Genomic DNA, 26,790 nt, shown 5'->3' on the forward strand with positions numbered 1-26,790 from the left:
AATGAATCTAGAGCAAACAACTGAAAATAGACCAGCAGAAGGCAAAAAGCCATTTAAGAAAAAACCATGCCAAGGTAAAGGGCACCAAGGCAAGAAGCCATTTAATAAAGTACAAGGTGAAAAAGTAGTAGATGGTAAAAAAACATCTAATAAAGCACAAGGCGAAAAAGGTGGTGAAGGTGAAAAAGCTACAAATAGAAGACCTTCTTATAACCAAAGACCAGCTAGAAGCAAACAACCAAAAGAAGGTGTAGTAGTTGATGAAAACATCTTATTTGGTAGAAACTCAGTACTTGAAGTATTAAAATCAGGTCGTGATATTGAAAAAATCCTTGTACAAAAAGGTCAAATGGAAGGCTCTATCAAAAAAATCATGGGTGATGCAAAACAACGTGGGATTGTTGTGCAAGAAGTTGAAAAAACAAAACTTGATGAAATGTGTAACATGGAAAAACATCAAGGTGTGGTAGCTTATGTAAGTGCACACAAATATGTTGAAATCGATGAAATTTTAAATGATGCAAAGTCTAAAGGTGAAGATCCATTTATTCTTATCCTTGAAAACATTCAAGACCCACATAACTTAGGGGCTATTATTCGTTCAGCACATAATGCAGGTGTACATGGTATTATTATTTCAAAACGTCGAGCAGTAGGGCTTACTTCAACAGTATCTAAAGCATCAGCAGGTGCTATTGAATATACAAAGGTAGCGAAAGTATCTAATATTGCACAAACAATTGAAGAGCTTAAAGCAAAAGGGATCTGGGTAGCATGTGCAGATATGGATGGTGAAATCATTTATACAGATAACTTAAGAGGACCAATTGGTATTGTAATCGGTAGTGAAGGCGAAGGTGTATCTAAACTTGTTAAGAGTAAATGTGACTTCGTTGTTAGAATTCCAATGTATGGGAAAGTAACTTCTCTTAATGCGTCTGTAGCAGCAAGTATTCTTGCTTATGAAGTTGTAAGACAACGTTACTTCTAAAATTTTTACAAGAGAGATGAAGGCTTATGTCTTGGAGAGCTAGACTAAGGAGGGGATAGGTATGATGACACCCGAGGTCTTAACAGATGAAGAGCTTATTGCAGCTTATAGGTCTGGAGATTTAAACTGTATAGAAATTCTTATTCAAAGGTATAAAATATTTGTAAGGAAAAAGATTAAATCCACTTATTTCATAGGTGCAGATAGGGAAGACTTGATTCAAGAGGGTATGATTGGATTATTTAAAGCTATATGTGATTATAATCCAAACAAAGATACAACTTTTAAGTCTTTTGCAACTTTATGCATTACAAGACAGCTTAGTACAGCTTTTAAAACAGCTACAAGACAAAAGCATATGCCTCTTAATACAAGTATTTCTTTAAACTTACCTATAGCGGGGGAAGAAGAAGATCAAATCACTTTAATGGATACCTTAAGAGATGAAGTAGGACCAAATCCAGAAGAACTCATTATTCATCAAGAAGATTTGAAGCTTCTGAAAAAGCATATGAAAGAGACTCTTAGCGATTTAGAATGGGAAGTACTTTTAAGTCACACACAAGGCAAAAATTATCATGAGATTGCCCATGAGATGGGTAAGTCTGTAAAATCTATTGATAATGCTCTTCAACGTATTAAAAGAAAACTAAGTGAAAATATAAGATAAGAAAGAGTTTGCATAAGCAGACTCTTTTTTGTATAATTTAGTTATATTCGAAATATTATATTGAGTATAGAATTAATTAATTAATTAATTAATTAAGGGGGAGATAAAATGGATACTATGATTATTACACTTATAAGCGTAGTAGTAGGAATTGTTGTTATTTTGCTTTTGATTGCTCTACTTTGGAAGAAAGCTCCACAAGATAAGGCTATTGTTGTAACAGGTCTTAAAAAGCGTGTTATTAGTGGAGCCGGTGGGGTTGTTATTCCTATTTTCGAACAGGTAGATCGTATTTCCCTGGAAAACATGAAAGTCGAAATTAAAACTTTTGGTTCTTTAGATAGTAACGGTGTACCACTTGATACAGATGGTGTTGCAATTATTAAAGTAAAATCTGATAAAGAATGCATCCTGCAAGCTGTAGAGCAGTTTAATACAGGTCGTGAAAAAGAAACCATTCAAGTTATTAAAGCAACAGTTCAAGATGTACTTGAAGGGAAATTACGTGAAATTATTTCTAAAATGACTGTTGAAGAAATTTATAAAGATAGGGAGATGTTTGCTAATCAAGTCGAAAGTGTAGCAAAATCTGATCTGGAAAAAATGGGTCTTGAAATCACTACTTTTACAATTCGTGATATTGATGACCAGCAAGGGTATTTAAAAGCACTTGGAGCAAAACAAATTGCAGAGGTAAAGAAAAATGCGGCGATTGCAGAAGCAGAAGCTCAAAAAGAGCAAATGCAAAAAACAGCAGAAGCTAAGCGTGCAGGTCGCGAGGCACAGCTTTTAGCTGAGACAGAAATTGCACGTGCTGAAAAAGAAAAAGAATTAAAAGTTCAGGAATACAAAGAACAAGAACAACGTGCACAGGCTAAAGCAGACCTTGCTTATCAAGTAGAAGAAAATATTGTTAGGAAGCAAGTTATTGAAGGACAGAAAAATGCTGAATTGTTTGAAGAACAACGTCAAACAGAAATTGCAGAGCAACAAGCTAAAAAACGTGAACGTGAACTTGAAGCAACGATTAAGAAAGTGGCAGAAGCAGATAAGTTCAAAATTGAAAAGAATGCAGAAGCTGAAAAATATCGTATTGAACAAAAGGCCGATGCTGAACGTACTGAGATGATTAAGCGTGCAGAAGCAGAAGCTGAAACCATCAAGCTTAAAGGTATGGCAGAAGCAGAAGCTATTAGGCTTAAGGGTGAAGCTACAGCTGATGCTATGAAAGCAGAGGCAGAAGCCATGAAAGAAAAAGCAGAGGCTTACAAACAATACGGCGAAGCAGCTATTGTTGAAATGCTTACATCAAGATTACCTGAAATTGCAGCAGCTATCTCTGAACCACTTAGTAAAACAGAAAAAATCGTGGTTATTGATAATGGAGGAGATGGCGGTGCAAGTAAGATCACAAAAAATGTAACCAACATTGTAGCACAACTTCCAGAAGTCATTGATTCATTAACAGGTGTAGACTTAGTAGACGTTGTAAAAAATGTTGTTAATAAAAAAGAGAGTTAGAAAAGTATAAGAAGATGCCATCTGAGCTATTAAAGGTTTAGATGGCTTTTTTATACTTACTGTGGCAAGAATGAATAGGGAGAAGCAGAGTCTCTGCGTACGCTAAAGAGAATGAGATAGTATGCTTAAAAAGAATGGATATAAAGAGAAAAGAATAGGATATGATGTGTTAAATAGTAATAAGAGAGGGAGATAGAATGGGGGAAAGAGTCAGGTTAAATGAAATAACTGACGAGGAAATAGAATATAAATACTGGTAAGAGAACTAGGTTTTAGAGATAAATTAAAGCTTGGGGGGAGAGTGTGTGGATAAGAAAGTACGATATTGGCCAGCTTTTGTACTAGGGATAATGGTTATAGGTTTCTTTATAATGACTAGGCCTGTGACCTTTGAGAAAATGAATCATATTGAGGAGGAGACAGAGATTATAAACTGTATCGTACGTGTAACATGGTGGGATAGGGGAACACCAGCTTCTGAAACGATTGCTATTCATCAAGAACAGTTTGAAGAAATAGCAGCATTGATGGAGGCGTTTAAGTATTGTAAAGTATGGGACAAAAAATATCATAGTTCACCAGATGGGAGGTACTATACGATTGATATTGAATATTTGGTAAAGGGAGAAACTCTATTTCAAAGAATGTACTTAACACGAGATGGCTATATTTATATAGATGATGAAACGTTGCCTTATCAAGAAATACATGGTAATACAGAGTACATTGTCTTAAATTTAGAAAGTTATCTTAAAGGGATTATGGAATCAGATGAATAAAAAACTGCTGTAATATATATTTACAGCAGTTTTTGTATGTCCGATTTATAATGTTGCAAAGTTGCTAAGGAATTTTTTAAGGCCAACTAAACCTTCATTAGTTAATTTGTATACGCCACAGTGTTCAAGTACTTGAACAAACTTATCTCCAAGTGCTGCTGTGATATAATCGTCTAAATTAGTATCTGGTATGTACTTTTCTTTAAGCATATCTGCCCAAGCTTTATGATATGGAGGAACATCTTGGGATTCAGATAAGATATAAGCTTTAATCGTTTCTAATTCAGTAAGAAGTCTCGCTGGCAAGATTGCAAGCCCCATTACTTCAATAAGGCCTATATTTTCTTTTTTAATATGGTGTACATCTTCGTGGGCATGGAAGATACCTAGAGGATGTTCATCATTTGTACGGTTGTTGCGAAGTACAAGACGCATAACATATTTATCACCTTGACGTTTGCAAATTGGTGTAATGGTGTTGTGAGGTGTATCTCCAGTATGAGAGAGAATACCAAGACTCTCATCACTATAATTACGCCAAAGTTTTAAAATCATATTGCTACACTCTGCTAAGTCACTAAGAGAAGTGCTTGTGAGTTCAAGTGTAGAAAGAGGCCAGTTAAGCACATGCCCTTCTACATTTGGGTATTCATTAGGTGTAAAGTTAAAGAGTGTTGTAGCATGGTCCATAGGGAAGGTGTAGTGCCCACCTTGGTAATGCTCATGAGAAAGAATAGAGCCACCCACAATAGGAAGATCTGCATTTGAACCTATGAAGTAGTGAGGGAACTGTTTGGTAAAGCCAAGTAAGGTGTAGAAAGTTTCACCTGTTACTTGCATTGGCGTATGGTTTGCTGATAAAAGGATGCAGTGCTCGTTGTAGTAAAGGTAAGGAGAATATTGAAGCATCCAGTCACCATTATTAATAGCAAGGCGAATCATACGATGGTTAGCACGATCAGGTTGCTTAAGTGTACCTTCGAAGCCTTCATTCTCAGTACAAAGCAGGCAAGTTGGGTAACTACTGCTTGCAAGAAGTTTTTCTGCTGCAATCTGCTTAGGGTCTTTTTCAGGTTTAGATAAATTGATAGTAATCTCAATAGGACCGTAAGGAGAAGGTGTTGTAAATTGCTTATTTTTAGCAATGCGGTTCATTTTAATATAGTTAGAAGCCTGACTCATAGCATAGAAGTAGTTTGTAGCTTCTTCTGGTGAATGAGCGTAGTGTTCAAAGAACTTAGCATTAACTACAGAAGGTTTATCTAGGAAAAGATTCATAAGACGAGAAGTAAAGATATCTTTTTCTGCTAATGTATCGCCAATAAGTTCTTTTTGCATGGCTAAGTCAGAAAGTGCATCTAATGTATCATAAAGAGAACCTGTAGCTTCTTCAGTTTCCTCGTAGCTCAGTTCACCAAATTCAGCAAGGATACGATTACGTACGTACTGAATGTCTGTTTCCTCTATAAGGTTTGCATCTAGAGAAAGCACAATAAGTCTATCTACAAGAGAGAAAAGGTTAGACATGTGCCTCATCTCCTTCCATTTGAATGCAAGTAGGACCATCACCGATAGATGCGATGTAGAAGGAAGCCTCATAACCGATAGCATCTACATATTTAGCACCTACATATTTAGTAAAGGCTTCAGCAGAGTCTTTTTCTACGATAGCTAAACTACAGCCACCGAATCCAGCACCTGTCATACGTGCACCTACAATACCAGGCGCTTCCCATGCTGCTTCAACGAGTGCATCAAGTTCTTTGCCTGTTACCTCATAGTCATGGCAAAGAGAAGTATGAGAAGCATTAAGAAGTTTACCGAATTCTTCTAAGTTGTTAGCTTTTAAGCATTCAGTTGCTTGTTTAACACGTTCATTTTCTGTAATAACGTGATGTGCTCTGCGGTATTCGACTTCTGTTAAAAGGTTTTTATGAGCTTCTAAGTCAGCAAGCACTATAGAGCATAAGTTAGGTGCATTTAAGACAGTTTGGAGTTTAGAAAGAGCGCTTTCACATTCACTGCGGCGTTCATTGTACTTAGAGTCGGCAAGTTCACGACGTTTATTAGTATTCATAATAACTATACAATGATCTTCGAGCTTTATTGGGAAATATCCATAATCTAAATTTTCACAGTTTAGTAAAACTGCATGATCTTTTTTACCTAAAGCTATGGCAAATTGATCCATGATACCACTATTTACACCGATATAAAGATTTTCTACTTTTTTACCTAAAAGGGCAGAATCTACAGGGGATAAATTAAAATTAAATAAATCTTTAAAGATATAAGTTGTAAGCATTTCAAGCGAAGCAGAAGAAGAAAGGCCTGAACCGTTAGGAATATCTCCGAATACTACAAGATTAAGTCCTGAAGGAACAGGAGTGCCTTCTTCAGCAAGCATTTTAGCCACACCTTTGATGTAATTTACCCAGTCATGTGCTGGATCGTAGGTAAGGTTGTTTAAATCAAAAGTAATAAGGCCAAGATCTTTAAAATTCATAGAATAAGCTTTTACTAATGTATCATCGCGTCTACTTACGAGTGCATAAGTACCAAGTGTAATAGGCGCAGGGAAAACAAGACCACCATTGTAATCAATATGTTCTCCAATAAGATTGATACGGCCGGGGGCAAAGTATGCATGCTCAGGCGCGTGGTCAAAAAGTTTGATGAATTCTTGCTTCATGGTCACTACGTGCATAAGAATCCTCCTTGAAATATTAGAATATAATTTAATTATATTAAAATAGTAAAATAAATCAACATTTTTAGTAAAAAATTATGTTTATTTTACTTAAGAATAAAAAATATAATATTGAAAGACTAGTAAGAATGTAATATACTAAAAGTAAAAAAGAGTAAATTAGAGAAGAGGTATATATGGCAACTATTAAAGACATCGCAGCTCAGGTAGGTGTATGTGTAGCTACAGTTTCCCGTGTACTTAATTTTGACCAGAATATGAGTGTGTCAGAAGAGACAAGAAAGAAGATTTTTGAAACTGCAGAAGCCTTAAATTACACGCCTACACGAACACGTAGATCTAAATCAAAACAGTATACAATAGGTATTGCAAATTGGTATAGTCAAAAAGAAGAGGTGGGGGACCCTTACTATTTGTCTATTAGATTGGCAGTAGAGAAGAAATGTCAGGAACTTGACGTACAGTACGTCAATATTAATCATTTAAATGAAGAAAAAGTAATTGATGGACTTGTGGCAATTGGTAAGTTTGGTGAAGAGGATATTAAAGAAATAGAAGCTCTTTCGCCACATATTGTATTTTTAGATTGTTCACCTGCACCAAAGCGTTATGATAGTGTTATTGCAGATTATGAGGGTGGGGTAGAAGAAGCTTTAAACTATTTAGAAAAGCTTGGACATAAAAAAATAGCCTTTATTGGTGGAGAAGAATTCATTAATAAAGATAAGCAGAAACTAGATGACTGTAGGGAAATAGCCTATAGAAAATGGATGGCACAAAAAGAAGCTGTAAAAGAGAAATGGGTTTTAAAAGGAAGTTTTACTTATGAAGATGGACACCGTCTTATGGGTAAACTACTAAAAGAAAAAGATAGACCAACTGCTGTTTTTATTGCTAGTGATCCTATGGCTATAGGAGCTTATAAGGCTATATTTGATGCAGGACTTTCTATTCCAGAAGATATAAGTATTTTAGGTTTTGACGATATTAAAACAGCACAATTTTTAACACCAGCGCTTACAACAGTTAAAGTTTATACAGAATTTATGGCTGAAACAGGGGTCGAGCTTTTGATTGAACAACTTACAACAGGGAGAAGTTTGCATAAGAAAGTAACAATTCCAACTGCTCTTATTCAAAGAGATAGTGTGAGGTGAGAAGATGCGATTAAATAGAGAAGCTATTGAGGTAGGATCTAAACAGGCACAAAAGATAACCTTAACAAATACACAGCAAATGAGTGTAGAAATTTTGAGCTTAGGTGGTATCATTACAAAGATTATGGTACCTGATGCTAAGGGTAATATAGAAAATGTAGTATTAGGATATAGAAATTTAGAAGATTATTTAGAAGATGGAGCATGTTTTGGAGCTCTTATAGGACGTACAGCAGGACGTATTGGCGGAGCTAGATTTACACTCAATGACAAAGTTTATAAATTGCCAGTTAATAATGGAGAAAACAATCTTCATGGTGGGTTAGAAGGCTTTAATAAAAAAGTTTGGAATGTAGAAACTTTCGAGCATGCAGATGCAGTAGGTGTTAGTTTATCTTATGTAAGTACCCATTTAGAAGAAGGGTATCCAGGTAACGTACAAGTTGAAGTAACTTATACATTAACAGAATCTAATGAATTAAAAATACATTATAAAGCAGTAAGTGATGAAGATACATTAGTTAACTTAACAAATCACAGTTACTTCAATTTATCAGGAGATGTAAAAGCGCCTGTTACCATGCATAACTTACAAGTATGTAGCGATTATATCGCACAACTCGATGAAGCTTCGATTCCTACAGGAAAACTTTTATCGGTAAAAGATGTAGATGCATTTAATTTTAATAACTTAAAGTGTATAGGTGCACAAATTGATGAAGAATGTACAAAACTTCAATCAGGCTATGATCATCCATGGGTATTACGTGAAGGAAGTAAGCAGGCAGTTGTTTACGAGGACCCTATTTCTAGAAGGCGTATGTATGTAACAACAGATCAAAAAGTAGTAGTGATTTATAGTATGAACTTTGCAGATGATCCAAAGTACTTACAAAATGGTGAAATGGCTAAAGTAAGAATGGGAATCTGTTTTGAGACTCAGAGTTTACCTATTGGATATGAAGACTGCTTTATAGAAGATAGCATCTTAAGAGCAGGAGAAAAGTATGAAAAGGAAAGTTGCTTTAAATTTGAGTGGTAAAGCGTATCTTATAATATAGAAATAAAAAAGGGAGGATTGCAAATTTTATTTTGCAATCCTCCCTTTTTTATTTGGAAGATTAGTGGTATTCAGGAAGCCAATCTTTTTCAGCTTCTATAAGTTCATCTACCATAGCCATAATATCAGGGATAGAAAGTTCACTAGCTGTATGAGGGTCTAGCATAGCAGCGTGATAGATATGTTCTTTCTTTTTAGTAACAGCAGCTTCTATAGTGAGAAGTTGAACATTAATGTTAGTCATATTCATAGCTGCTAGCTGTACTGGAAGCTTACCTACATAGCAAGGATGAATGCCCGCATTATCTACTAGACAAGGCACTTCCACGCAGGCATCTTCAGGAAGGTTTTCAATGAGATGGCCTTTGTTAAGTACGTTTCCACCGATTTTATAAGGAATATTAGTAACGAGGGCTTCCATGATATAAGAAGCATATTCCTGGCTACGATTATGTTCGAGAACTGGGTGAGCAAGTAAGTCATCACGTTGATGTTCCCAACCAGCAATTTGATTAACACAGCGACGAGGGTATTCATCTAAAGGAATATTAAACGCATCAATAAGTTCTGGGTATTTGCTCTTAATATAGAACATATTGTATTCAGAATTATGTTCGCTAGATTCTGTGCAGTAGTATCCAAGTTTATCCATATAGTCAAAACGTACCATATCGTGATGTTTTTCAGAAGCATTCTTAGCTTTGGCACGTTTTTTAATTTCTGGATAGAGGTCATTACCCTCTTTATCTTTGATTTCTAGAAGCCATCCCATATGGTTAATACCTGCTATAAGTTCCTTGCGACCTTCAATTTTATCTTCTAGACCTACAGATTTTAGAAGTTCACGGCTACAAGTTTGTACGCTATGGCACAGACCTATAGTTTTTATTTTTGTATAGCGTTGCATATAGCCTGTAAGCATAGCCATTGGATTGGTGTAGTTCAGGAACCATGCATCAGGGCAAACCTCTTCCATAGCGCGTGCAAAGGTTTCCATAACAGGGATTGTACGAAGGGTACGCATGATGCCTCCAATGCCTAAAGTGTCCGCTATGGTTTGACGAATACCATATTTCTTAGGAATTTCAAAGTCTAAAATAGTACAAGGATCATAACCGCCTACTTGAATAGCATTCACTACAAAGTGAGCATCTCTTAAAGCATCTTTTAGAGCATCTAAACCTAGATAAGTTTTAATAGTACTAGGATTTCCTTTTCCTTTATTAATAGCATTTAGTATCATGTGACTTTCATTTAATCTTTCAGCATCAATGTCATAGAGTGCAATCTCACATTCGCGTAGTACAGGACTACACATACAGTCACCTAGAACGTTACGAGCAAAAACAGTGCTTCCAGCACCTAAAAAAGTAATTTTAAGCATATTTACACTTCCTTTCTTTGGATTTATTATAGGAAAAAAATTAACTATAGGTAATTGGATGATGTGAGATAAATTTGTTATAATGTGTGTAATCTTTAAGATACATCTATTTCGTATTGTTTTAATAAGTACATATAAAATTTGTAATAAATTTAGGAGAAGTGGAAAAATGATTAAAGAAGTTTTATTAAGGGATTATCCTTTTAAAGATATTAAGCCACTTTTATGTGGAGAAGAAAAGTGTAGAAATGGACATGCATTTGGGCCTGCTACAAGACCCTATTATTTATTACATTATGTGTTATCTGGTAAAGGAAGGTTTGAAAGCTCAAGAGGTAGTTATAATGTTAAACAAGGTGAAATCTTTGTGATTCATCCTTTTGAAGTAACCTATTATGAAGCTGATCAAAAAGAACCATGGCATTATTGTTGGGTAGGATTTGAACTAGATTTGCCTATTCGTACATGTCTTGAGGAAGATGTGATTTCGCTCCCTCAAGCAGAGTATATTTTTAAAGCGATAAAGGAAAGTGACCTTATTGAAACAGGTAGAGAGTTTTATATTTGTAGTAAAATTTATGAACTTCTTGTACAGGTAGAGGATAAAAAAAGAGAAAACAAAGAAGCGGTGAGCATCTATATCGATAAAGCGAAGAACTATATTATGGCCAATTATATGAAGCCTATTACTATAGAAGGTTTGGCAGAAAAATTAGGACTTGAAAGAAGTTATTTCAGCAATATATTTAAAAAGAAGATGGGTAAATCTCCTCAAGCTTATTTAGTAGAATTTAGATTAACAAAAGCTGCAGAGCTTATGGGATTATATGATTATAAGCCGGGAGAGGCTGCAACGAGTGTAGGATATCATGATTTGTTCAATTTCTCAAAAATGTTTAAAAAAAAGTTTGGCATATCGCCTACTGAGTATAAAAAAAACTATAGACATTTAAAGAATTAGATAATAATTACCATAAAATAAGTTAAAAAAATATTATATTTTAATAATGAAAATTATAAAATTATCTGATATAATTTATACAATTACTTCTAATTCAAAATTATAAGGTGTTAATTTTGGTTAAAATGATTAAAAAAATACTGAAATAGCTATCAGGGGGACAAATTATGAACAACTATGCTCGTTTATTAAAATTTATTCCGTATTTTGAAGACCCAACTGTACTTACTCTGGGGTACAGAAGACAAGACGATGAAATTACAGCATTTGTAGACGAATCCCATCAATGTGGCATAATTAACAAAGAGTATTTTAACTACTTACAAGAAAAAGCACCAGGTGAAGAATATGAAGCACTTATTCCAACAGCTGATATGGATATGCTAAAAGCACTGTTTGGCTATTATATTTGCCAAAAGCCTTATGCTATGAAGCTTTGGGAAGAACCAATCAAAGAAGAAATCTTTTTGAAACTCTTATATAGACTTAAAACATTAAGTGAAGCGTAAAAGGAAAAACACGTCTTGAAAGGCTATGTGGCCTAGTCAGGGCGTGTTTTTAGTTTAGAGCCTATATTGAGAAATGCTATTAAGAAACTTTATTTAAAGTTGTATAAAGATGTAAGATAGAGTTGTTTCTTAAATAAAAGCATTGGATTTATAATAAAGCTAGTGTATTAAGCTGATAAGTGCATCATAAAGCATATCAGAAGTAATTGAAAAGGGCATATTTTTGATGCCTGGTTCTTCTAAGATAAGGGGGATGAGTGTGTGAAGTTGCTCTTCTTGAACGCCAAGAGCTGTTAAGGTAGTTGGGAGGCCTACAGTACAGCAAAAACCTATAATAGATTGAACTTCTGATTTTGGTCTTTGCTCAAGTATGATTTGAAGTAGTGTACCAAAGGCAACCTTTTCACCGTGTAGAGAAACAGTAGAAGTAGGTAGTTTAGAAAGTGCATTAGCCGTAGCATGAGCAAGGGCAAGACCGCAGTTTTCAAAGCCTACACCACTTAAATAAGTATTAGCTTCTATAATATTGTTTACAGCAGGTGAATCAACTTTTTTCTCGATGGCACACTTTGCAGCATAACCATCTTCAAGCAATGTATCTAACGCAAGTTTACTAAGAGCAAGAGCGGCTTTAGTGATTGTTCCACCTACTTGAGAGCGTGCACCTGACTGGTAGCAGGCATAGGATTCATAATAAGTAGAAAGTGCATCTCCCATACCGGCTACAAAAAGTCTGATAGGTGCTTGTATAATGAGTGAGGTATCTACGATAACCATATTGGGATTAGTGCCAAGCTGAAGGTAGTAATCGAAACATCCATCAGCTGTATAAATGGCAGAAATCTGACTGCAAGGTGCATCAGAAGAAACAGAAGTTGGCAAAATGATGACAGGTAAATGAAGAAAATGTGCTACAGCTTTGGCAGTGTCTAATGTTTTCCCACCACCTATACCTATAACAACATCATAGGCATTTAAAGTATGTGCATGTACATGTAATTGAATTTCTTCCATACAACATTCTTTTCCGAATACAGTTAAGGTGTAGGGCGTATGTGAAACTTCAAAGCTCTTTATAATCATGTCATGATAAGTTTGGTTAATAAATGAATCTACAATAATATAGGCAGATTGATTACCTATTTTTTTATAATAAGAAGCAAGTTTTTCTATAAGATGTTGACCTTGGCTATATTGACTAGGTGCACAGATTATTCTTTCCATTACAAAACCCCCTTAATTTTTTATTACTGTAGCATTTTCGAAATTCTAGGTCAATATTTAATTAATATATTTTTTAAAGTTTTAAATTAAGGAAATTTTTTTACGTGAAAGTAAAATGTAGCTATAAAAATGTTAAGTAAAACAGTATTTCTAAATAGAATGATAATTTTAAAATATAATATGCAAATTTAATACATAATTTATGATATAGTATAATCATATAAAATATTTAGGCTTATAGAGAAAACAAAGGGGGCTTATAAATGATTTATAAGTCATATGGAAAAACAGAAAAGAAGTACCTGTACGTGGGCAGCTATTGTTAAAGAACAAGCCTATAAATAAAAGAAGAATTTAGGAGTAGAACAATGGATAAGAGACCTAATATTATTTTTTATTTTTCTGACCAACAAAGATGGGACACTCTAGGATGTTATGGACAAAAATTAGATGTAACACCAAACTTAGATAAGTTAGCTGAAATGGGGACAAGGTTCAATGGAGCCTTCACTTGCCAACCTGTATGTGGACCAGCAAGATCATGCTTGCAGCTTGGACAGTATGCTACAGCTACAGGATGCTTTACAAATGCTATTGCACCAGATTTTACGCAGAAGATGCTAGCAGATTATTTTAATGAAGCAGGGTATGAAACGGCTTATGTGGGTAAATGGCATTTAGCAAGTGATAATGGTACCAATATGCATTATGAAAAAGCAGCTATTCCAAAGGAAAGAAGGGGGGGCTATAAAGATTATTGGATGGCTTCAGATGTATTAGAATTTACTTCACATGGCTACAATGGGTATGTATTTGATAAAAACAATGAGAAGGTAGAATTTATAGGATACCGTGCAGACTGTATCAATAATTATGCACTTGATTATATCCGCAATAAAGAAAGTGATAACCCATTCTTCTTATTTGTATCACAAATAGAGCCTCACCATCAAAATGACCGTAATCGTTATGAAGGGCCTGATGGAAGTAAAGAACGTTTTAAAAACTATGAAAAACCAGGAGATTTACCAGAAGGAAAAGGCGATTGGGAAGCACAATATCCAGATTACTTAGGATGTTGCCATAGCTTAGACTATAATATAGGAAGACTCGTAGATACACTAAAAGAAAAAGGTATTTATGATAATACTATTATTATTTATACATCTGACCATGGTTCACACTTTAAAACACGTAACAGTGAGTATAAACGTTCTTGTCATGATGGTTGTATACATATCCCACTTATCATCCATGGACCAGGTTTTGAAAAGGGGCGAGTAGTAGAAGAGTTAGTAAGTTTAATTGATTTACCACCTACACTTCTAGATTGTGCAGGGATTGCTATACCAGAAAGTTATCACGGAAAATCTATTCGTAAATTGGCTCAAGGGGATGCAAAGAACTGGCAAGAAGAAGTCTTTTTGCAAATTAGTGAAAGTCATATTGGAAGAGCTATTCGTACTCAGCGTTATAAATACGCTGTAAAAGCACAAGGTGATCCATGGAAAGAATCAGGAGCATCTACTTACTATGAAGCTTACTTTTATGATTTACAAAAAGATCCATATGAACTTTGTAACTTAGTTAGCGATGCTGCATATAAAGAAATTAGAAAAGAGTTAGCGGCAAGACTTGTGGAGAGAATGAAACAAGCAGGGGAAGAGGTGCCTGTTATTTTACCAGCTGAATCAGTATAAGATAAAACACCTCCTTAAGATGATGTAGAAGTCACCTTAAGGAGGTGTTTTGTGACTTTAGTGTAGATTATTATAAATTACAGATGATAGATTGAATAACTTATAATTTTGAGAAAAAATTAGTTTGGTAATTGTGTGGCGTGCACAATAATACTAGAGGAGAAGAATAAAAGTGGTTGTAACAATTAAAGAAATAGCAGAAATGTCAGGTGTTTCGAGAGGTATTGTAGAAGTGATCGCCAAGTGCCCTAATCAACAAGAATATGTTTTTGTTCCTTATTATAGCTGGGGGAATAGGGAAATAGGAAAAATGAAAGTATGGCAGAATTAGTAGTAATTTTTACAGATTATGTTAAAATATATAACATAATATTTTTGTATAATAGGAAGGACACGATAGATGATGGACACTTCAATTGACTTGATGCAGTACGCCGCAGTAGGTGGTATAATAGGGATTCTTATTTCTCTCATACCTGTTGCCATATATTTAGCAGGTGCTGCAAAACGTGACGCAAAGAGAGAAGCAAAAAGAGAACGTAAACTTAAAAAAAAAGAAGCAAAAAAAGCCGAGAAGATGGGCGAAAAAGTAGTATCAGAAGAAAATCAAGAACCACAAGAAGTAAGAAAAGTTCAGAGGGAAGTACCACCAGTCAAACAGGAGGAAGTTCAAGAGGTAAATCAGCCGCAAGTAAGCACACAGCAGGTAGAGGAAAGGTTACAGCCAGTAGAAAAAACACTAAATCAGGGGCAGGAAAGCAAGCAGCAAGTACAGGAGCCAAATCAACTAGAGGAAAGCAAACAGCAAGCAGAAAAAGTAAGTCAGCCTCAGGTAAGGGAACAACTAGTGGAAGAAGTAAGAGGGCAACAGGAAAAGCCGCAACAAGTAGCAAGTCAGCTGCAAGTAAACGAACCACTGGTGGAGGAGATAAAGCCACCCCTAGAAAAAATACCGCAAGTAGAAGTGCAAAATCAGGAGCAGCAAAAGGTACAAGTAGAAAATCTACAACCAGCAGAAGTAGCAAGTAGCTTCAAGGAAGAACCACATTTAGAAAAAATTATTAGCCAGCTCAAACAAAAAAGCCAGGAATTAGAAGCAGAAAAGCATAAGCAGTTTGCTGAAGATAAACTAGTAGAGCAACAAAATACACAAATCACATCAGCAACAAGCTATTCAGAAGAATCCGTGCCTGTTATTTTAAACTTCTATAAGGTAAGTACTACTCAAAAAGATGAAAATAAAAGATTTGTACTTGATGGTTATTTAACTATTGGTAGAAATACAGGTTATCATCACTGGACTATTGAGGGAGATATGACAGTATCAGGAAATCACTGTAAGATTTATCAAAGAAATCAAGAGCTTTATATACTAGATTTAAATTCTACAAATGGTACATACATTAATGGACAGAGAGTAAGAGGTGAAATGAAGCTTTCTAATCATGATAAGATTCGCATTGGTCAAAGTGAATATAGATTAGGTCTATAAGAGCTGGATGAATTAAAATGCGGAAGTACTTTAAGTGAGAGTAAATTGAGAAGTTATACAAATACTATAGTATAATGGCATATAAAATTTAAAACAGTGAGGTATAAAATGACAGCATTAGAGAAGCAATTTGAAGAAGAACTAATTAAAAACTGCCAAATAGCAGAGAAAGAATGTGGTTGTAAATTAACACGCTTCTTACAGACAGTAGAGAAGTTTGGTGGAGTTAAAACAGCAAAAGAAATTCTGAGAAAAGGTAGACTTTCGGATGGATTTGATAAATTACAAGAAGCAGGGCGTATAGAGCTTACTATGGAAGCAGTAGTATGTGATAGTAAGTATGGTGACCTCTTTACAGATGATGAAGTAAATAGCTGTTATGAAGTACTGTGTGAGCATGGATACTATAAGTAATAGGAAAATGAAAAAGAATAATGAATGCTAAAAAGAACTAACTGCCTAGGCAGTTAGTTCTTTTTAGCATTAGAAGAAAGTAAGGCATCACCCTTAGCAATATTAAGCATTCTAGCAGCTTCAAATAAATTTTGGGGATCATGTTCTTCTAATATACCATCTGGAGTTGGGCCACTATTGACAATAAGTAGATTACCTTGTTTGGTTAAATGATGATATTTTTATGCAATAAAAGCAGGTGTAAGAGTTTGCGTTTTGGGATAAGCTGGCCCCCAGAACCAATAAGTCATATTAAGAATGCAAATAGTAGCTTCAAATAGTAAGTATTATATTCTCCAATGGTGATGTTTACACCAAAACTACAATGAGGTTGAAGTGCTTTTAATGATTTGACATTGTTTTGTGTTATGATTTTAGTATATATTTATAAAAGATTAAATAAAATTAATATAATTATTTAACAAAAACACTATTTATAATAATTGAATTCTATTATAATATTAATGAAATTTTAAACTACAAACTAAAATGATAGGAGTAATAAGATGTTACACAATCAGTTTGAAGCATTAGGATTAAAGCCATATGGAGCGGTACCTTCTAGAAGACAAATGGATTGGTATCGTAGAGAAGCAACAGCATTTTTTCATTTTGGTGTAAATACATTTACTGATTTAGAGTGGGGAGATGGAACAGAGGCAGAAAAAATGTTTAATCCTACAGAATTAGACTGTAGACAATGGATGCGTGTTATTAAGCAGGCTGGATTTACAACGGCTATCTTAACGGCTAAACATCATGATGGATTTTGTCTATGGCCAAGTGAGTACTCTGAGCACACTATAGCAAAAAGTCCTTATAAAGAGGGAAAAGGGGACGTGGTAAGAGAGTTTGTTGAGGCTTGCCATGAATATGGTATTAAACCAGGTCTTTATCTTTCACCTTGGGATAGACATTCAAAATATTGGGGAACAGATGCATACAATACATATTATAACAATCAATTAACAGAACTTATGACACAGTATGGCAAGATTTATGAATGTTGGTGGGATGGTGCGGGCAGTACAGAAGCTCAGTACGATTGGGGAAGATGGGCATATACAGTTAGAACGCATCAACCAGATTGTATTATTTTTGGATCATTAGGTGCTACAGAATATGTAGAAGCAAGATGGGTAGGAAATGAGAGTGGTTATGCAGGTAATCCTTGTTGGGCAACCATTGACCAGAGTTCATTAGAAATAGAAAATACAGTAGAACTTAATAGCGGGAAAGCTGATGGTAATCGCTTTATTCCGGCAGAGGTAGATGTATCTATTAGACCAGGTTGGTTTTATCATGAAAATCAAGATGGGGCAGTACGTTCAGCTGAAAACTTAGTAAAATATTGGTTTGAATCAAGTGGTAGAAATGCAGGTATCTTATTAAATTTCCCACCTGATCGCAGAGGCTTAATCCATGAGATTGATACTAAGAATGTTCTTAATGCCGCTACTATACTTCAAAAGACTTTTGCAGTAAATTTATTACAAGGAGCAGAATTGAGTGCGACAAGTGAAATGAGGCCAATTTGTTCAGCTGATAAGATGCTTTTAAAAGATGAAAATTTATTCTATGCAGCAGATGAAAAGGATCTTACACCAACTATTACTTTTACAACCAAAGAGCCTATTACCTTTAACTGCTTTGTACTCTCAGAAGTGATTGAGTTAGGACACCGGGTAAGAGGCTATAGGGTAGAGGCAAAAGTAAAAGAGGAGTGGAAAGTACTAGTAGAAAATCAATGCATCGGATTTAGATGGGCAGAGTATTTTGATACGATTACAACACAGGAAGTTAGAATTGTGATTACAGATGCGGTGGTAGCACCTGTATTACGTAGCTTTGGTGTTTATTATAAACCAGAGGTAGCATCTGTAACTAAGACAGTAGATGAAGTTATTGACCTTGTAGCACAACCTACTACGCGTCAAAGTGTGAAAGATAATGAATTAGAAATTGAATTTGGAGGTATTTACCCATTTAATACATTAGAGATGAATGGTCAAGGAGTGAAAGCTTATGTGCTTTACGCTTTTAATGGTACACAGTATGAAAAAGTATATGAGAGTAAACATGTAAGCGCACATGAAAAAGCGACCTTTGAAATACAAGACGGAAGCTATAAAGTAAAATTAGTAATAGATATGGAAGAAGGATGTAGTTTAGAAACCCTTATAGATGGGCTAGAAATCAAAATTTATAAGTCTATATAAGTGAGATTTAAGTATTAAAATAAGTTACAGTCTGCTATTAAATATCATGACAATAGCAGGAAGTGATAGATTTAGGAGGAAATATGAGAGACCAAAGAATAACAAAACTTGCACAAAACTTAATTCAGTATTCTGTGCAATTACAACCAGGAGAAAAGCTTTTAATTGACCTTCCAAATGGAGGAGAGGAGATTGCATCAGCACTTGTAGAAGAAGCATACCGTGCGGGCGGTATCCCATTTGTAAATCTAGAATCTGAAGTGATTCGCAAGGCCCTTCTTATGGGGGCTACAAAAGAGCAGTATGAGTATCAGTTAAAGTACGACTTAGAGCGTATGAAAGATATGGATGCTTATATTGCTGTAAGAAGAGTAGATAATCTTTACCAAATGAGTGATGTACCAGCAGATAAGATGAAAATCTATACAGAATATAGTGGACCACTTCACTTAGGAGAAAGATGTAAAAATACAAAGTGGTGTATTTTAGGGTACCCAACCAATAGCTTTGCTCAAATGGCGCATATGAGTACAGCAGCTTTTGAAGACTACTACTTTGATGTATGTACATTAGATTATGCTAAATTCACTGAGCTTATGGAACCTTTAAGATCACTTATGGCTAAAACAGATAAAGTACATATTAAAGCACCAGGTACAGATTTAACGTTCTCTATTAAAGGCTGCTGGGCAGGCATTTGCGGTGGACGCTTTAACATTCCAGATGGAGAAGTAGGACTAGGGGAAATTGTAAAAGACTCAGTTAATGGAACAATTGCTTATAACGTACCATCTCATTACCAAGGTACAGTGTTTACAGATATTAAATTTACCTTTAAGAATGGCAAGATTGTGGAAGCAACAGCTAATGATACAGAAAAACTTAATGCCATTTTAGATACAGATGAAGGTGCACGTTATATTGGAGAATTTTCTATTGGGACAAACCCATTTATGACACACCCTATTTATAATACCCTTTTTGATGAAAAGATGATAGGAAGCTTCCACTTTACACCAGGATGCAACTCTTCTATTCACTGGGATCTTATTCAGTCTCATAAGCCAGAATGTGGCGGTGGAGAGATTTGGTTTGATGATGTACTTATTAGAAAAGATGGAGAATTTGTTTTGGATGAGCTCCTTCATCTTAATCAAGAAGCACTTCAAGAAGCTTTAAGTTAATAATAAAGCAGAAGGTATAGAATGCATGAAATAGTTAAATATTCACAAGTGATAAAGAAAAGGAGCTAGGGGAATAAAATGAGTAAGCTCGTGTCAGTCAATATTGAAAACTATAATGAAGGCGGATTTAAAAGTTATAGAATACCAGGTATTGTGATATCAAGTAAAGGTACGATTATTGTGTACTATGAAACCAGACTTTCGGCTTATGATGATTGGAGTGCAATGGGTATAGGAATGAAACGTAGCACGGATCAAGGTAAAACTTTTTCAAAAAGGCAAATGATTGCGATTTCTGAAGACCTTGCAGTGAATAATCCCGTTATGATTGCCTCTCAGGATGGACGCATACATTTTCTTTGGCAAAAAGATTATAGACAGCTTTTTTACCAAGTGAGCACGGATGATGGACTTACTTTCTCAGATCCAGTAAGTATTTTAAATGCTGTAACAGCCTTTAAAGAAGAGTACTGCTGGTCACTCTTTGCGATAGGTCCAGGACATGGCATTGAAATGAGAAATGGCAGATTAGTTGTACCTATATGGCTAGCTCGTGGAGAAGGAAATAATCACTATCCAACACAGGTAAGTACCCTTATCAGCGATGATGGAGGCACAACTTGGGAGCGTGGTGAAATCATTTACAGTAGTGAAAACTGGGGAGATGATTTCTTCTGGGTGAATGAGTCACAAGTTGTAGAACTTTCAGATGGGAGTGTCTTAATCAATATGAGGCATAACGGTATTAATCGTTACCGTTATATAGCCATCTCACCAAATGGTAAGGACCACTTTAGCACACCAGTTCCAGATAAACAACTTCCGGATGCTATTTGCTTTGGAAGTATTGTAAGAGATAAGGATGGTAAAATTTTATTTGTAAACTGCGCTAATAATGAAGAGATGAGAGGAAATGGCTGGCCTAAACGTATTCATCTCACTGTAAAAATGAGCTATGATGATGCAAAGACTTGGCAATATGCGAAACAAATTGCAGAAGTTGGGGGATACGCAGATATTGCGACTTCACCAGATGGCAAGACTTATTATTGCTTCTTTGAAGATGGGAATCCACCAGAAAATGAAGAACCAGCAAGATTAACTTTAGCCATATTTGGAGAAGCGTATTTGATCGATTAAAGCTTAGAATAGAAAGAAAAGAACCTACTTAATCTGAGAGATGATGAAGTAGGTTCTTTTTAAAATAAATTTAATAAATGTAACCAATATGAGTAGTGATGGATAAAAATATTTAAAATGTGTTACAATTTTAAAATTGATTGTGTCTAAGGGGAGAAAGGGGGATAGGAGATGGAAAGTATTATAGAGATTGAACAACAAGAAATCGTAGAAATTGAGAGAATGATGAGAGAGTATGGTGATACACTTTTACGAATGTGTATCATTTACTTGAAAGATAGAGCATTAGCAGAAGATGCAGTACAAGAAACATTTATTAAAGTCTATCAGAAATATTATACTTTTAATCAAATATCAGAGGAAAAGACATGGATTATGCGTATTGCTATTAATGTTTGTAAAAATTATATGCGTACAAGTTGGTTTAAAAGAGTTAAGACTGGTTTAGATTTAGAAACGATTTCTAAAGAGCGTATAGACCAGAATTTTATTGAAAGAGAGAGGCAAAAACAAATTTTAAGTGAGATTGCCGAATTAGAACGTAAATATAAAGAAGTCATTCTCCTTTACTATTATCAAGAAATGTCTACAAAAGAGATTGCAAGCATTTTACATATTAAAGAAGGCACAGTAAGAGTGAGGCTACAGAGGCCAAGGCAAAAGTTAAGTGTACAATTAGAGGAGGGTGAGAAGTTATGAAAGAAGTTTATAATCTAAAAAAGGTTATAGATAAGCAACTCAAAGAAGTGCATCTTAACGCACAGCTTGAAGAGTCTATAAAAGCCAAGTGTCTAGATAGGAGTACGCAGGCAAGAAAGAAAATATATAGCGTACCTAAAGCTTTAGCACATGTGGCAGTATGGATAATAGGTATCCTATTTGTCTTTTCAGGAACTGCCTATGCCATAAACCATGTAGAAGGCTTTAGTATGTTTATAGGAGAGAAGGTACTCAAAAATATAGCTCCTCATGTACAGACTATTAATAAAGGGGATCATCAAAAAGAAGTTAAAATGGTTGTAGAAGCAGCCATAGCAGATCATTACAATTCTCTTCTTGTTTTTAGTTTTATTAATGAAGGTGAGAAACCCTGGACAGAAGGGGTTAAAGTAGGAGAGTGGGATGATTCATGGTCACAATCAGGCAAATATGGACCGCCTATTCTTTCGGAGGATGGCAGGAAACTGACTTATTATGTGGAAGGTAGTGGAAATGAAGATATACTAGAAGGTAAAAAGCTTAGACTAAAAGCAAGTAATATCATTCAAAGAGTAGAAGTGGAAGAAGAAATTGATATACCGTTAGGTGATTTATTTCAGGCACATAACACGGTACTCGATACAATAGATTATGATTATCCACCCCATAGTAAATATCTTTATATGAAATTAGATAGGTTATTACACAGAGAAATAGGTGATTCTCAAAGAATTGTATTAAGAGAAGAGCCGCTTGTGACTTTTGAGTATGTAGGGTTAATTCAAGACTCAAGGCTTGAAAATCCTATGAATCCAGATGGAGGTTTAACCCTTTATACAAGAAATGCAAGTGATAAATATTGGACAGGCACAAGTCATGATTATGTCATAGGAACTATTTCAGAAATAACAGATATACGAACAGGTAAGGTCTATACGGCACATCAAAGAAGTATAAATTATGATATGGCAACTTTATGGAGAGGAAGCCTAGGGACAAGTCAGTTTAGTGAGATCATGGACCCAGCTGATATACCTTATCTAAAAGCTACAAAAGTAACTTATGAGGTGCAGGAAGTCCTTACAAAACAAGACTGGAAAGTGGAATTTGATGTGCAAGATACAACGACCATAGAGCCTATTCAGCTTAATTTAGGTTTTGCTGCAAATGGAGAATCGATTCAGATTCAGCAGATGAATATATCCGTAATGGGGATTACCTTAACAGGAACAAAAACAGGAAGGCCAAAAGATCCTAAGAAGGATTCAATCTATGAACAGATAAAAGTAGAGATGCATATGCAAGATGGTAGTATCATTCCATTTATAAATAGTGATACGACTAGTAGTAAAGATAAGTTTAAAGCTACCTGTGTAGTTTTAGATGATAAACATGATAGGGTGTTCTTAGACATAGAGAAGATAGACAAAATCTTTATTAATGGAGAGCAGGTATGGTCTGCATCACCAAGTATGTAAAAAGAGTGTTCACTTAGCAAAAGTGAACACTCTTTTTTTAGCTAGTCATAGCTTAACTATAAGATTTTTTTAATGCTTTAAGGAGGACTTTTTTATCCTTTTTATAAGGGGTAACAGGGCAAATGGTTTTATCTGTAACACCCATTAATTTATAAATAGCCATACGTGCTGCACGGACAGAATACTCTTCAGTGAAGACCATATCTTCAGGAATTTCAACGAATTGGCTAATCATAGCAAAGTTGGTTGAACCTTGTGGAATGACTTGTGGGCGGTCTGTCATTTTACGAGGTTGGAATTGAGCATCAATATAAGGCATCATACAAGGAATAACATTCACGACATCTGCCATAATCTCATCTAAATGATCTTCCCAGTGGAAGTGATGAATAAGCTCTGTAAGGATTTCTTCACCTGTACAATCACGCATAGCTTTTTTTACATAGTTTCCTGTTTTATCTGTATATAGGCCATAGCCCCAGAAGATAGTTGTATCAGCTGGTTGATTTTTAAAGTGTGGCTGTGCTGCAACGACAATACTCATAAGCCAGTTAGAATCCTTGAAGGTCATAAGGGCACCACTTCCAGGAATATTGCCTGAGAATTGTTCAATCATTTTAAGAAGTTTATTACCTTTGCAAGTTACAGTAAAGCTTTCCCAGTTGGTTTCATCTGGATGCCCAAAGAAAGGTTCAGGATTGCCAAGTCCTTCTCTCTTAGCAGCCACTTTGGCCCAAAGGTCACCAGAGATAGGGTTTGTTGGGTTATAAGGGGCTGGTGTATACATATCGCCAAGAGTTGCACTATCTGTCATACATCCGTTAGTCATAATGCAAAGGTCTTGGTCTTGTAACGTAATAATTTCTTCGCCTTCACTTGTCTCAAGGTGAATAGCAGTTACAGTAATAGAGTGGCCTTCTTTAAAATCAAGGTCTGTTACTGTAGCATTAGTATGGAAGTTCACACCATAGCCTTCTAAGTAAGTGCGTAGTGGTAAAATGACAGAGTCATATTGGTTATAAGGTGTACGTGTAACCCCTTCAAGTGTTTCAATACGTGAGAATTCAAAAATCATACGTTCCATATAGCGTTTGAATTCAAAGAGACTAGACCATTTTTGGAAGGCAAAAGTAGTTTGCCACATATACCAGAAGTTGGTTGTAAAGAAATGAGGACTTTCTGCAAACCATTCTTCAATGGTCATATCATCAAGAGTTTCTTCTGGCGTAATCATAAGTTTACCAAGAAGAAGACGGTCTTGTGTATCAAAGCCCATACTTGTTACATCTTGAATTACACCTTCTTTATCAATAAGACGTGCCTGTGCATGAGTTGGATGTAAGTGGTCAAAGTTTAGAATTTCTTCTGTAACACTCATGCCTGGCATATCAAGAGAAGGAATAGAAGAGAAAAGCTCCCAGAAGTTTTCGTAAGTCTCTTCGTTAAGCATACGACCACCACGGCATACAAAGCCGTTTGTTACATTACCAGCCCCATCGTTGCTGCCGCCAAGTATATTCATACCTTCAAAGATGTGAATGTTACTTCCTGGGAATTTACAGTCGCGAATAAGATAAGCAGCACCTGCTAAAGAAGCAAGACCACCACCTACAAAGTACACTTGTCTGTCACTATGGTCAGGATAGTTGCTAAGAAGAGGTGTCATTTTATGTGTGTTTTTTTTCTTATTAGTATGATGCATGGCAAAAGCCGCAGCACCTGTAATAGCACCTACAGTTAAAAGAGCGCCTAAATGATTTTTTTTCATATGAAATACCCCCGATTCTTTAAGTTGTTAAGCTGTTTATAGGCCTAGTATATAGAAGGTTAAGAAAGTTGTAATTAGACAAAAAGGAGAATTTGTATAAGAACTAGACAAAAGTGAAAATGTGTATATATATCTTCAAGCTATATAGGCCTAAACTAAGTTTAAATGAAAGAAAGGGGATTATAAGATGAGTTTGGAGACAAAATTAAAGCAGGTTACGCTTAGTGTGTCTCTTCGCCATTTATTGAGAAATAAGGCGAAATCTAAAGAGCGTACCTGCCGTAATATGATTGAGTTAGGGAAAGGATTAAGTAAAGTTACACCTTCAGAAGGTGAGCTAAGTAGACTCTATCAAGAGCTTTTAAAAATGATAGATGAAAAAGATGAAGATGAGCTTAAAAAATGGATGATAGGTGTTTTTAAGCTATAGAAGCCTTTCGTGTTCTTTGATATAGAAATTATAGCCAAGTTGTTCACTGTGGCGTGCAAGTTTTTTAAAGTTCTTAGCAACCTCTTCGGGTGGCTGTTTCATATTGGACTGAACCCAAGAAAGAATAACACCACAAATGCCATAAGCATAGAATTCTGAGAAAAACTGCTTTTGCTGTGCTTGTACTTTATGCTGGGTATCTAAAGCATTAATAGCTTCTGTAAAGAGGGTGGCAGTAATTTCTAAAAGATAGTCCATAAAATAGCGGCTGTCATGCTTGATGGTATGACAATAAAACGTCTGATCCTTCTTCATAATATTTAATAGAAGAAGGATTTTTTGATCCCAATTTTCAAAAGTAATATCTTCTACTACAAAAGCAAAGCCTTCTGTATAGTAAATCCAAGTAAGGAGCTCATATTTATCTTGAAAGTGATAATAAAAAGTTTGCCTGTTAAGCCCACAGGCTTTTGTAAGGTCTGCTATTGAAATTTTATCAAAAGGTTTCTCGAGAATGAGACTTTTAAGTGCTGTAGCAATAGCTTTTTTGGTAATAAGTGATTCTGACATAGGCCCCTCCTTTGTAAGTTAATATGAAAATACTATAGCAGATTCTATTGCGGCCTATCAAGTTCCCCTAGAGATTTTTCGCTAAACATAATGGTTATGGCATAGACATGTTCATAGTTGTGCTTTTCATAGACCTCAGGCTTATAAAAATGCTCTAGAGTGTAAGAGCTAACTACATTTTGAGAAGTTAGTATTTGCATAACCAGTGGGATTTCTTTTCCATATACAATTTCTGTAGGGCTATTTAAAGAGGAGACTGCACGCGTCATATTATTGTAGTCTTCTGTTGCATCAGTAGAGTACCTATTAGTGCCATTATGGTGTTCACTTTGTATGGAAATTTGAAATTCTGAAGGGAGCTTGTTAAAAGATAGTGCCAGTCTACCTGATACATCCTTAACCATTTGGCTGCTATCTGACATAAGCATTTCCCACTTGCCGTCTTTAAGTTCATAAGTATTAATATGAATAGATTGTAATTTATCATCTACTTTAAAATCATAAATATCAGCTATAGTATCTAGGTCTAATAATTTTATAATTTTCTCTTCATCTTTAGTTAAAGTGGCTTTTTGTATAAACATAGGAGGAATAGTATCTTTTGGGGTACAAGCTGAAAAGCTACCTAGTAGCATAAGTACTATGAATAAACCTATACATTTTTTCATAATTGTTCATTTCCTTTCTAAAA

The 26,790-nt window shown here is 35.2% G+C and carries 25 protein-coding genes; 18 read left to right on the forward strand and 7 right to left on the reverse strand.

Features of this window, described 5'->3' with window-relative positions:
- The first annotated feature begins 1 nt into the window (after window position 1).
- The 4 genes from rlmB (at window position 2) to ACLTBU_RS11615 (ending at window position 3,961) form a co-directional block, all read left to right on the forward strand.
- On the forward strand, window positions 2–991 hold the full coding sequence (gene rlmB / locus ACLTBU_RS11600; RefSeq protein ID WP_177671676.1) for a 23S rRNA (guanosine(2251)-2'-O)-methyltransferase RlmB: 990 nt from the start codon (window positions 2–4) through the stop codon (window positions 989–991).
- Window positions 992–1,052: 61 nt separating this feature from the next.
- The gene (sigH, locus tag ACLTBU_RS11605) at window positions 1,053–1,661 is read left to right on the forward strand and encodes an RNA polymerase sporulation sigma factor SigH (protein WP_177671675.1); all 609 of its coding nucleotides are present in this window, start codon (window positions 1,053–1,055) and stop codon (window positions 1,659–1,661) included.
- Between the two features lie 108 nt (window positions 1,662–1,769).
- On the forward strand, window positions 1,770–3,182 hold the full coding sequence (locus tag ACLTBU_RS11610) for a flotillin family protein (protein ID WP_177671674.1): 1,413 nt from the start codon (window positions 1,770–1,772) through the stop codon (window positions 3,180–3,182).
- A gap of 305 nt (window positions 3,183–3,487) precedes the next feature.
- Window positions 3,488–3,961 carry a hypothetical protein gene (locus ACLTBU_RS11615; protein ID WP_177671673.1) on the forward strand — a complete coding sequence of 158 codons (474 nt, stop codon included), beginning with the start codon at window positions 3,488–3,490 and terminating at the stop codon, window positions 3,959–3,961.
- 45 nt (window positions 3,962–4,006) lie between these two features.
- Here the strand turns inward: ACLTBU_RS11615 and ACLTBU_RS11620 are convergent, their stop codons facing one another.
- Both ACLTBU_RS11620 and ACLTBU_RS11625 read right to left on the reverse strand, forming a co-directional pair.
- A complete protein-coding gene (locus tag ACLTBU_RS11620; RefSeq protein ID WP_412219008.1) occupies window positions 4,007–5,488 on the reverse strand; it encodes a UDP-glucose--hexose-1-phosphate uridylyltransferase in 1,482 nt (493 codons plus the stop codon).
- Window positions 5,481–6,668: a galactokinase gene (locus ACLTBU_RS11625; protein WP_249333291.1), complete on the reverse strand. Its 1,188-nt coding sequence runs from the start codon at window positions 6,666–6,668 to the stop codon at window positions 5,481–5,483. Before ACLTBU_RS11625 ends, ACLTBU_RS11620 begins: the two co-directional genes overlap by 8 nt.
- A gap of 179 nt (window positions 6,669–6,847) precedes the next feature.
- Here ACLTBU_RS11625 and ACLTBU_RS11630 point away from each other — a divergent pair, with 179 nt between their 5' ends.
- Together ACLTBU_RS11630 and ACLTBU_RS11635 are read left to right on the forward strand one after the other, a co-directional pair.
- Window positions 6,848–7,828: a LacI family DNA-binding transcriptional regulator gene (locus ACLTBU_RS11630; RefSeq protein ID WP_412219010.1), complete on the forward strand. Its 981-nt coding sequence runs from the start codon at window positions 6,848–6,850 to the stop codon at window positions 7,826–7,828.
- A gap of 4 nt (window positions 7,829–7,832) precedes the next feature.
- Window positions 7,833–8,870 carry a galactose-1-epimerase gene (locus tag ACLTBU_RS11635; protein WP_177671669.1) on the forward strand — a complete coding sequence of 346 codons (1,038 nt, stop codon included), beginning with the start codon at window positions 7,833–7,835 and terminating at the stop codon, window positions 8,868–8,870.
- Between the two features lie 79 nt (window positions 8,871–8,949).
- On the opposite strand, the gene ACLTBU_RS11640 is transcribed toward ACLTBU_RS11635, so the two are convergent.
- A complete protein-coding gene (locus ACLTBU_RS11640) occupies window positions 8,950–10,272 on the reverse strand; it encodes an alpha-glucosidase/alpha-galactosidase (protein ID WP_177671668.1) in 1,323 nt (440 codons plus the stop codon).
- A gap of 169 nt (window positions 10,273–10,441) precedes the next feature.
- On the opposite strand from ACLTBU_RS11640, the gene ACLTBU_RS11645 reads away from it, so the two are divergent.
- Together ACLTBU_RS11645 and ACLTBU_RS11650 are read left to right on the forward strand one after the other, a co-directional pair.
- Window positions 10,442–11,233: an AraC family transcriptional regulator gene (locus ACLTBU_RS11645; protein WP_412219012.1), complete on the forward strand. Its 792-nt coding sequence runs from the start codon at window positions 10,442–10,444 to the stop codon at window positions 11,231–11,233.
- Between the two features lie 167 nt (window positions 11,234–11,400).
- Window positions 11,401–11,742, forward strand: coding sequence for a DUF6508 domain-containing protein (locus ACLTBU_RS11650; protein WP_249333287.1), 342 nt, complete (start codon window positions 11,401–11,403; stop codon window positions 11,740–11,742).
- A gap of 159 nt (window positions 11,743–11,901) precedes the next feature.
- Here the strand turns inward: ACLTBU_RS11650 and ACLTBU_RS11655 are convergent, their stop codons facing one another.
- Entirely contained in the window at window positions 11,902–12,966 is a 1,065-nt protein-coding gene (locus ACLTBU_RS11655) for a glycerol dehydrogenase (RefSeq protein WP_412219014.1), read from the reverse strand.
- Between the two features lie 368 nt (window positions 12,967–13,334).
- On the opposite strand from ACLTBU_RS11655, the gene ACLTBU_RS11660 reads away from it, so the two are divergent.
- From ACLTBU_RS11660 to ACLTBU_RS11700, 9 genes are all read left to right on the forward strand, one after another.
- Entirely contained in the window at window positions 13,335–14,666 is a 1,332-nt protein-coding gene (locus ACLTBU_RS11660; protein WP_249333285.1) for a sulfatase-like hydrolase/transferase, read from the forward strand.
- Window positions 14,667–14,838: 172 nt separating this feature from the next.
- Window positions 14,839–14,997, forward strand: coding sequence for a hypothetical protein (locus tag ACLTBU_RS11665; protein WP_249333284.1), 159 nt, complete (start codon window positions 14,839–14,841; stop codon window positions 14,995–14,997).
- A 69-nt stretch (window positions 14,998–15,066) separates the two neighbouring features.
- A complete protein-coding gene (locus ACLTBU_RS11670; RefSeq protein WP_412219017.1) occupies window positions 15,067–16,158 on the forward strand; it encodes an FHA domain-containing protein in 1,092 nt (363 codons plus the stop codon).
- Between the two features lie 108 nt (window positions 16,159–16,266).
- On the forward strand, window positions 16,267–16,572 hold the full coding sequence (locus ACLTBU_RS11675; protein WP_249333282.1) for a hypothetical protein: 306 nt from the start codon (window positions 16,267–16,269) through the stop codon (window positions 16,570–16,572).
- 545 nt (window positions 16,573–17,117) lie between these two features.
- Window positions 17,118–18,830, forward strand: a complete 1,713-nt coding sequence (locus ACLTBU_RS11680) for an alpha-L-fucosidase (protein WP_412219019.1) — start codon at window positions 17,118–17,120, stop codon at window positions 18,828–18,830.
- A gap of 83 nt (window positions 18,831–18,913) precedes the next feature.
- On the forward strand, window positions 18,914–20,014 hold the full coding sequence (locus tag ACLTBU_RS11685; RefSeq protein WP_177671660.1) for an aminopeptidase: 1,101 nt from the start codon (window positions 18,914–18,916) through the stop codon (window positions 20,012–20,014).
- Window positions 20,015–20,092: 78 nt separating this feature from the next.
- On the forward strand, window positions 20,093–21,154 hold the full coding sequence (locus tag ACLTBU_RS11690; protein ID WP_249333279.1) for a sialidase family protein: 1,062 nt from the start codon (window positions 20,093–20,095) through the stop codon (window positions 21,152–21,154).
- A gap of 171 nt (window positions 21,155–21,325) precedes the next feature.
- Complete coding sequence (locus tag ACLTBU_RS11695; protein WP_412219022.1) at window positions 21,326–21,853, forward strand: sigma-70 family RNA polymerase sigma factor; 528 nt, start codon at window positions 21,326–21,328, stop codon at window positions 21,851–21,853.
- Window positions 21,850–23,331, forward strand: a complete 1,482-nt coding sequence (locus tag ACLTBU_RS11700) for a hypothetical protein (protein WP_412219024.1) — start codon at window positions 21,850–21,852, stop codon at window positions 23,329–23,331. Before ACLTBU_RS11695 ends, ACLTBU_RS11700 begins: the two co-directional genes overlap by 4 nt.
- A gap of 52 nt (window positions 23,332–23,383) precedes the next feature.
- On the opposite strand, the gene ACLTBU_RS11705 is transcribed toward ACLTBU_RS11700, so the two are convergent.
- The gene (locus tag ACLTBU_RS11705) at window positions 23,384–25,099 is read right to left on the reverse strand and encodes an oleate hydratase (RefSeq protein WP_412219026.1); all 1,716 of its coding nucleotides are present in this window, start codon (window positions 25,097–25,099) and stop codon (window positions 23,384–23,386) included.
- Window positions 25,100–25,286: 187 nt separating this feature from the next.
- Here ACLTBU_RS11705 and ACLTBU_RS11710 point away from each other — a divergent pair, with 187 nt between their 5' ends.
- A complete protein-coding gene (locus ACLTBU_RS11710) occupies window positions 25,287–25,529 on the forward strand; it encodes a hypothetical protein (RefSeq protein WP_249333276.1) in 243 nt (80 codons plus the stop codon).
- On the opposite strand, the gene dhaS is transcribed toward ACLTBU_RS11710, so the two are convergent.
- Together dhaS and ACLTBU_RS11720 are read right to left on the reverse strand one after the other, a co-directional pair.
- A complete protein-coding gene (dhaS, locus tag ACLTBU_RS11715; RefSeq protein WP_249333275.1) occupies window positions 25,524–26,099 on the reverse strand; it encodes a dihydroxyacetone kinase transcriptional activator DhaS in 576 nt (191 codons plus the stop codon). The two genes, ACLTBU_RS11710 and dhaS, sit on opposite strands and share 6 nt — an antisense overlap.
- A 44-nt stretch (window positions 26,100–26,143) precedes the next feature.
- Entirely contained in the window at window positions 26,144–26,767 is a 624-nt protein-coding gene (locus ACLTBU_RS11720) for a hypothetical protein (RefSeq protein WP_412219028.1), read from the reverse strand.
- Window positions 26,768–26,790: the final 23 nt, after the last annotated feature.

The organism is Zhenhengia sp. (assembly GCF_046966505.1).
Classification (GTDB): domain Bacteria; phylum Bacillota; class Clostridia; order Lachnospirales; family Cellulosilyticaceae; genus Zhenhengia; species Zhenhengia yiwuensis.

Excerpts from the sequence above, each read along its gene's own strand:
- rlmB (WP_177671676.1), top strand. The coding sequence starts at position 2 with ATGAATCTAGAGCAAACAACTGAAAATAGACCAGCAGAAGGCAAAAAG.
- sigH (WP_177671675.1), top strand. The coding sequence starts at position 1,053 with ATGATGACACCCGAGGTCTTAACAGATGAAGAGCTTATTGCAGCTTAT.
- ACLTBU_RS11610 (WP_177671674.1), top strand. The coding sequence starts at position 1,770 with ATGGATACTATGATTATTACACTTATAAGCGTAGTAGTAGGAATTGTT.
- ACLTBU_RS11620 (WP_412219008.1), bottom strand. The coding sequence starts at position 5,488 with ATGTCTAACCTTTTCTCTCTTGTAGATAGACTTATTGTGCTTTCTCTA.
- ACLTBU_RS11625 (WP_249333291.1), bottom strand. The coding sequence starts at position 6,668 with ATGCACGTAGTGACCATGAAGCAAGAATTCATCAAACTTTTTGACCAC.
- ACLTBU_RS11630 (WP_412219010.1), top strand. The coding sequence starts at position 6,848 with ATGGCAACTATTAAAGACATCGCAGCTCAGGTAGGTGTATGTGTAGCT.
- ACLTBU_RS11635 (WP_177671669.1), top strand. The coding sequence starts at position 7,833 with ATGCGATTAAATAGAGAAGCTATTGAGGTAGGATCTAAACAGGCACAA.
- ACLTBU_RS11640 (WP_177671668.1), bottom strand. The coding sequence starts at position 10,272 with ATGCTTAAAATTACTTTTTTAGGTGCTGGAAGCACTGTTTTTGCTCGT.
- ACLTBU_RS11645 (WP_412219012.1), top strand. The coding sequence starts at position 10,442 with ATGATTAAAGAAGTTTTATTAAGGGATTATCCTTTTAAAGATATTAAG.
- ACLTBU_RS11650 (WP_249333287.1), top strand. The coding sequence starts at position 11,401 with ATGAACAACTATGCTCGTTTATTAAAATTTATTCCGTATTTTGAAGAC.
- ACLTBU_RS11655 (WP_412219014.1), bottom strand. The coding sequence starts at position 12,966 with ATGGAAAGAATAATCTGTGCACCTAGTCAATATAGCCAAGGTCAACAT.
- ACLTBU_RS11660 (WP_249333285.1), top strand. The coding sequence starts at position 13,335 with ATGGATAAGAGACCTAATATTATTTTTTATTTTTCTGACCAACAAAGA.
- ACLTBU_RS11670 (WP_412219017.1), top strand. The coding sequence starts at position 15,067 with ATGATGGACACTTCAATTGACTTGATGCAGTACGCCGCAGTAGGTGGT.
- ACLTBU_RS11675 (WP_249333282.1), top strand. The coding sequence starts at position 16,267 with ATGACAGCATTAGAGAAGCAATTTGAAGAAGAACTAATTAAAAACTGC.
- ACLTBU_RS11680 (WP_412219019.1), top strand. The coding sequence starts at position 17,118 with ATGTTACACAATCAGTTTGAAGCATTAGGATTAAAGCCATATGGAGCG.
- ACLTBU_RS11685 (WP_177671660.1), top strand. The coding sequence starts at position 18,914 with ATGAGAGACCAAAGAATAACAAAACTTGCACAAAACTTAATTCAGTAT.
- ACLTBU_RS11690 (WP_249333279.1), top strand. The coding sequence starts at position 20,093 with ATGAGTAAGCTCGTGTCAGTCAATATTGAAAACTATAATGAAGGCGGA.
- ACLTBU_RS11695 (WP_412219022.1), top strand. The coding sequence starts at position 21,326 with ATGGAAAGTATTATAGAGATTGAACAACAAGAAATCGTAGAAATTGAG.
- ACLTBU_RS11700 (WP_412219024.1), top strand. The coding sequence starts at position 21,850 with ATGAAAGAAGTTTATAATCTAAAAAAGGTTATAGATAAGCAACTCAAA.
- ACLTBU_RS11705 (WP_412219026.1), bottom strand. The coding sequence starts at position 25,099 with ATGAAAAAAAATCATTTAGGCGCTCTTTTAACTGTAGGTGCTATTACA.
- ACLTBU_RS11710 (WP_249333276.1), top strand. The coding sequence starts at position 25,287 with ATGAGTTTGGAGACAAAATTAAAGCAGGTTACGCTTAGTGTGTCTCTT.
- dhaS (WP_249333275.1), bottom strand. The coding sequence starts at position 26,099 with ATGTCAGAATCACTTATTACCAAAAAAGCTATTGCTACAGCACTTAAA.
- ACLTBU_RS11720 (WP_412219028.1), bottom strand. The coding sequence starts at position 26,767 with ATGAAAAAATGTATAGGTTTATTCATAGTACTTATGCTACTAGGTAGC.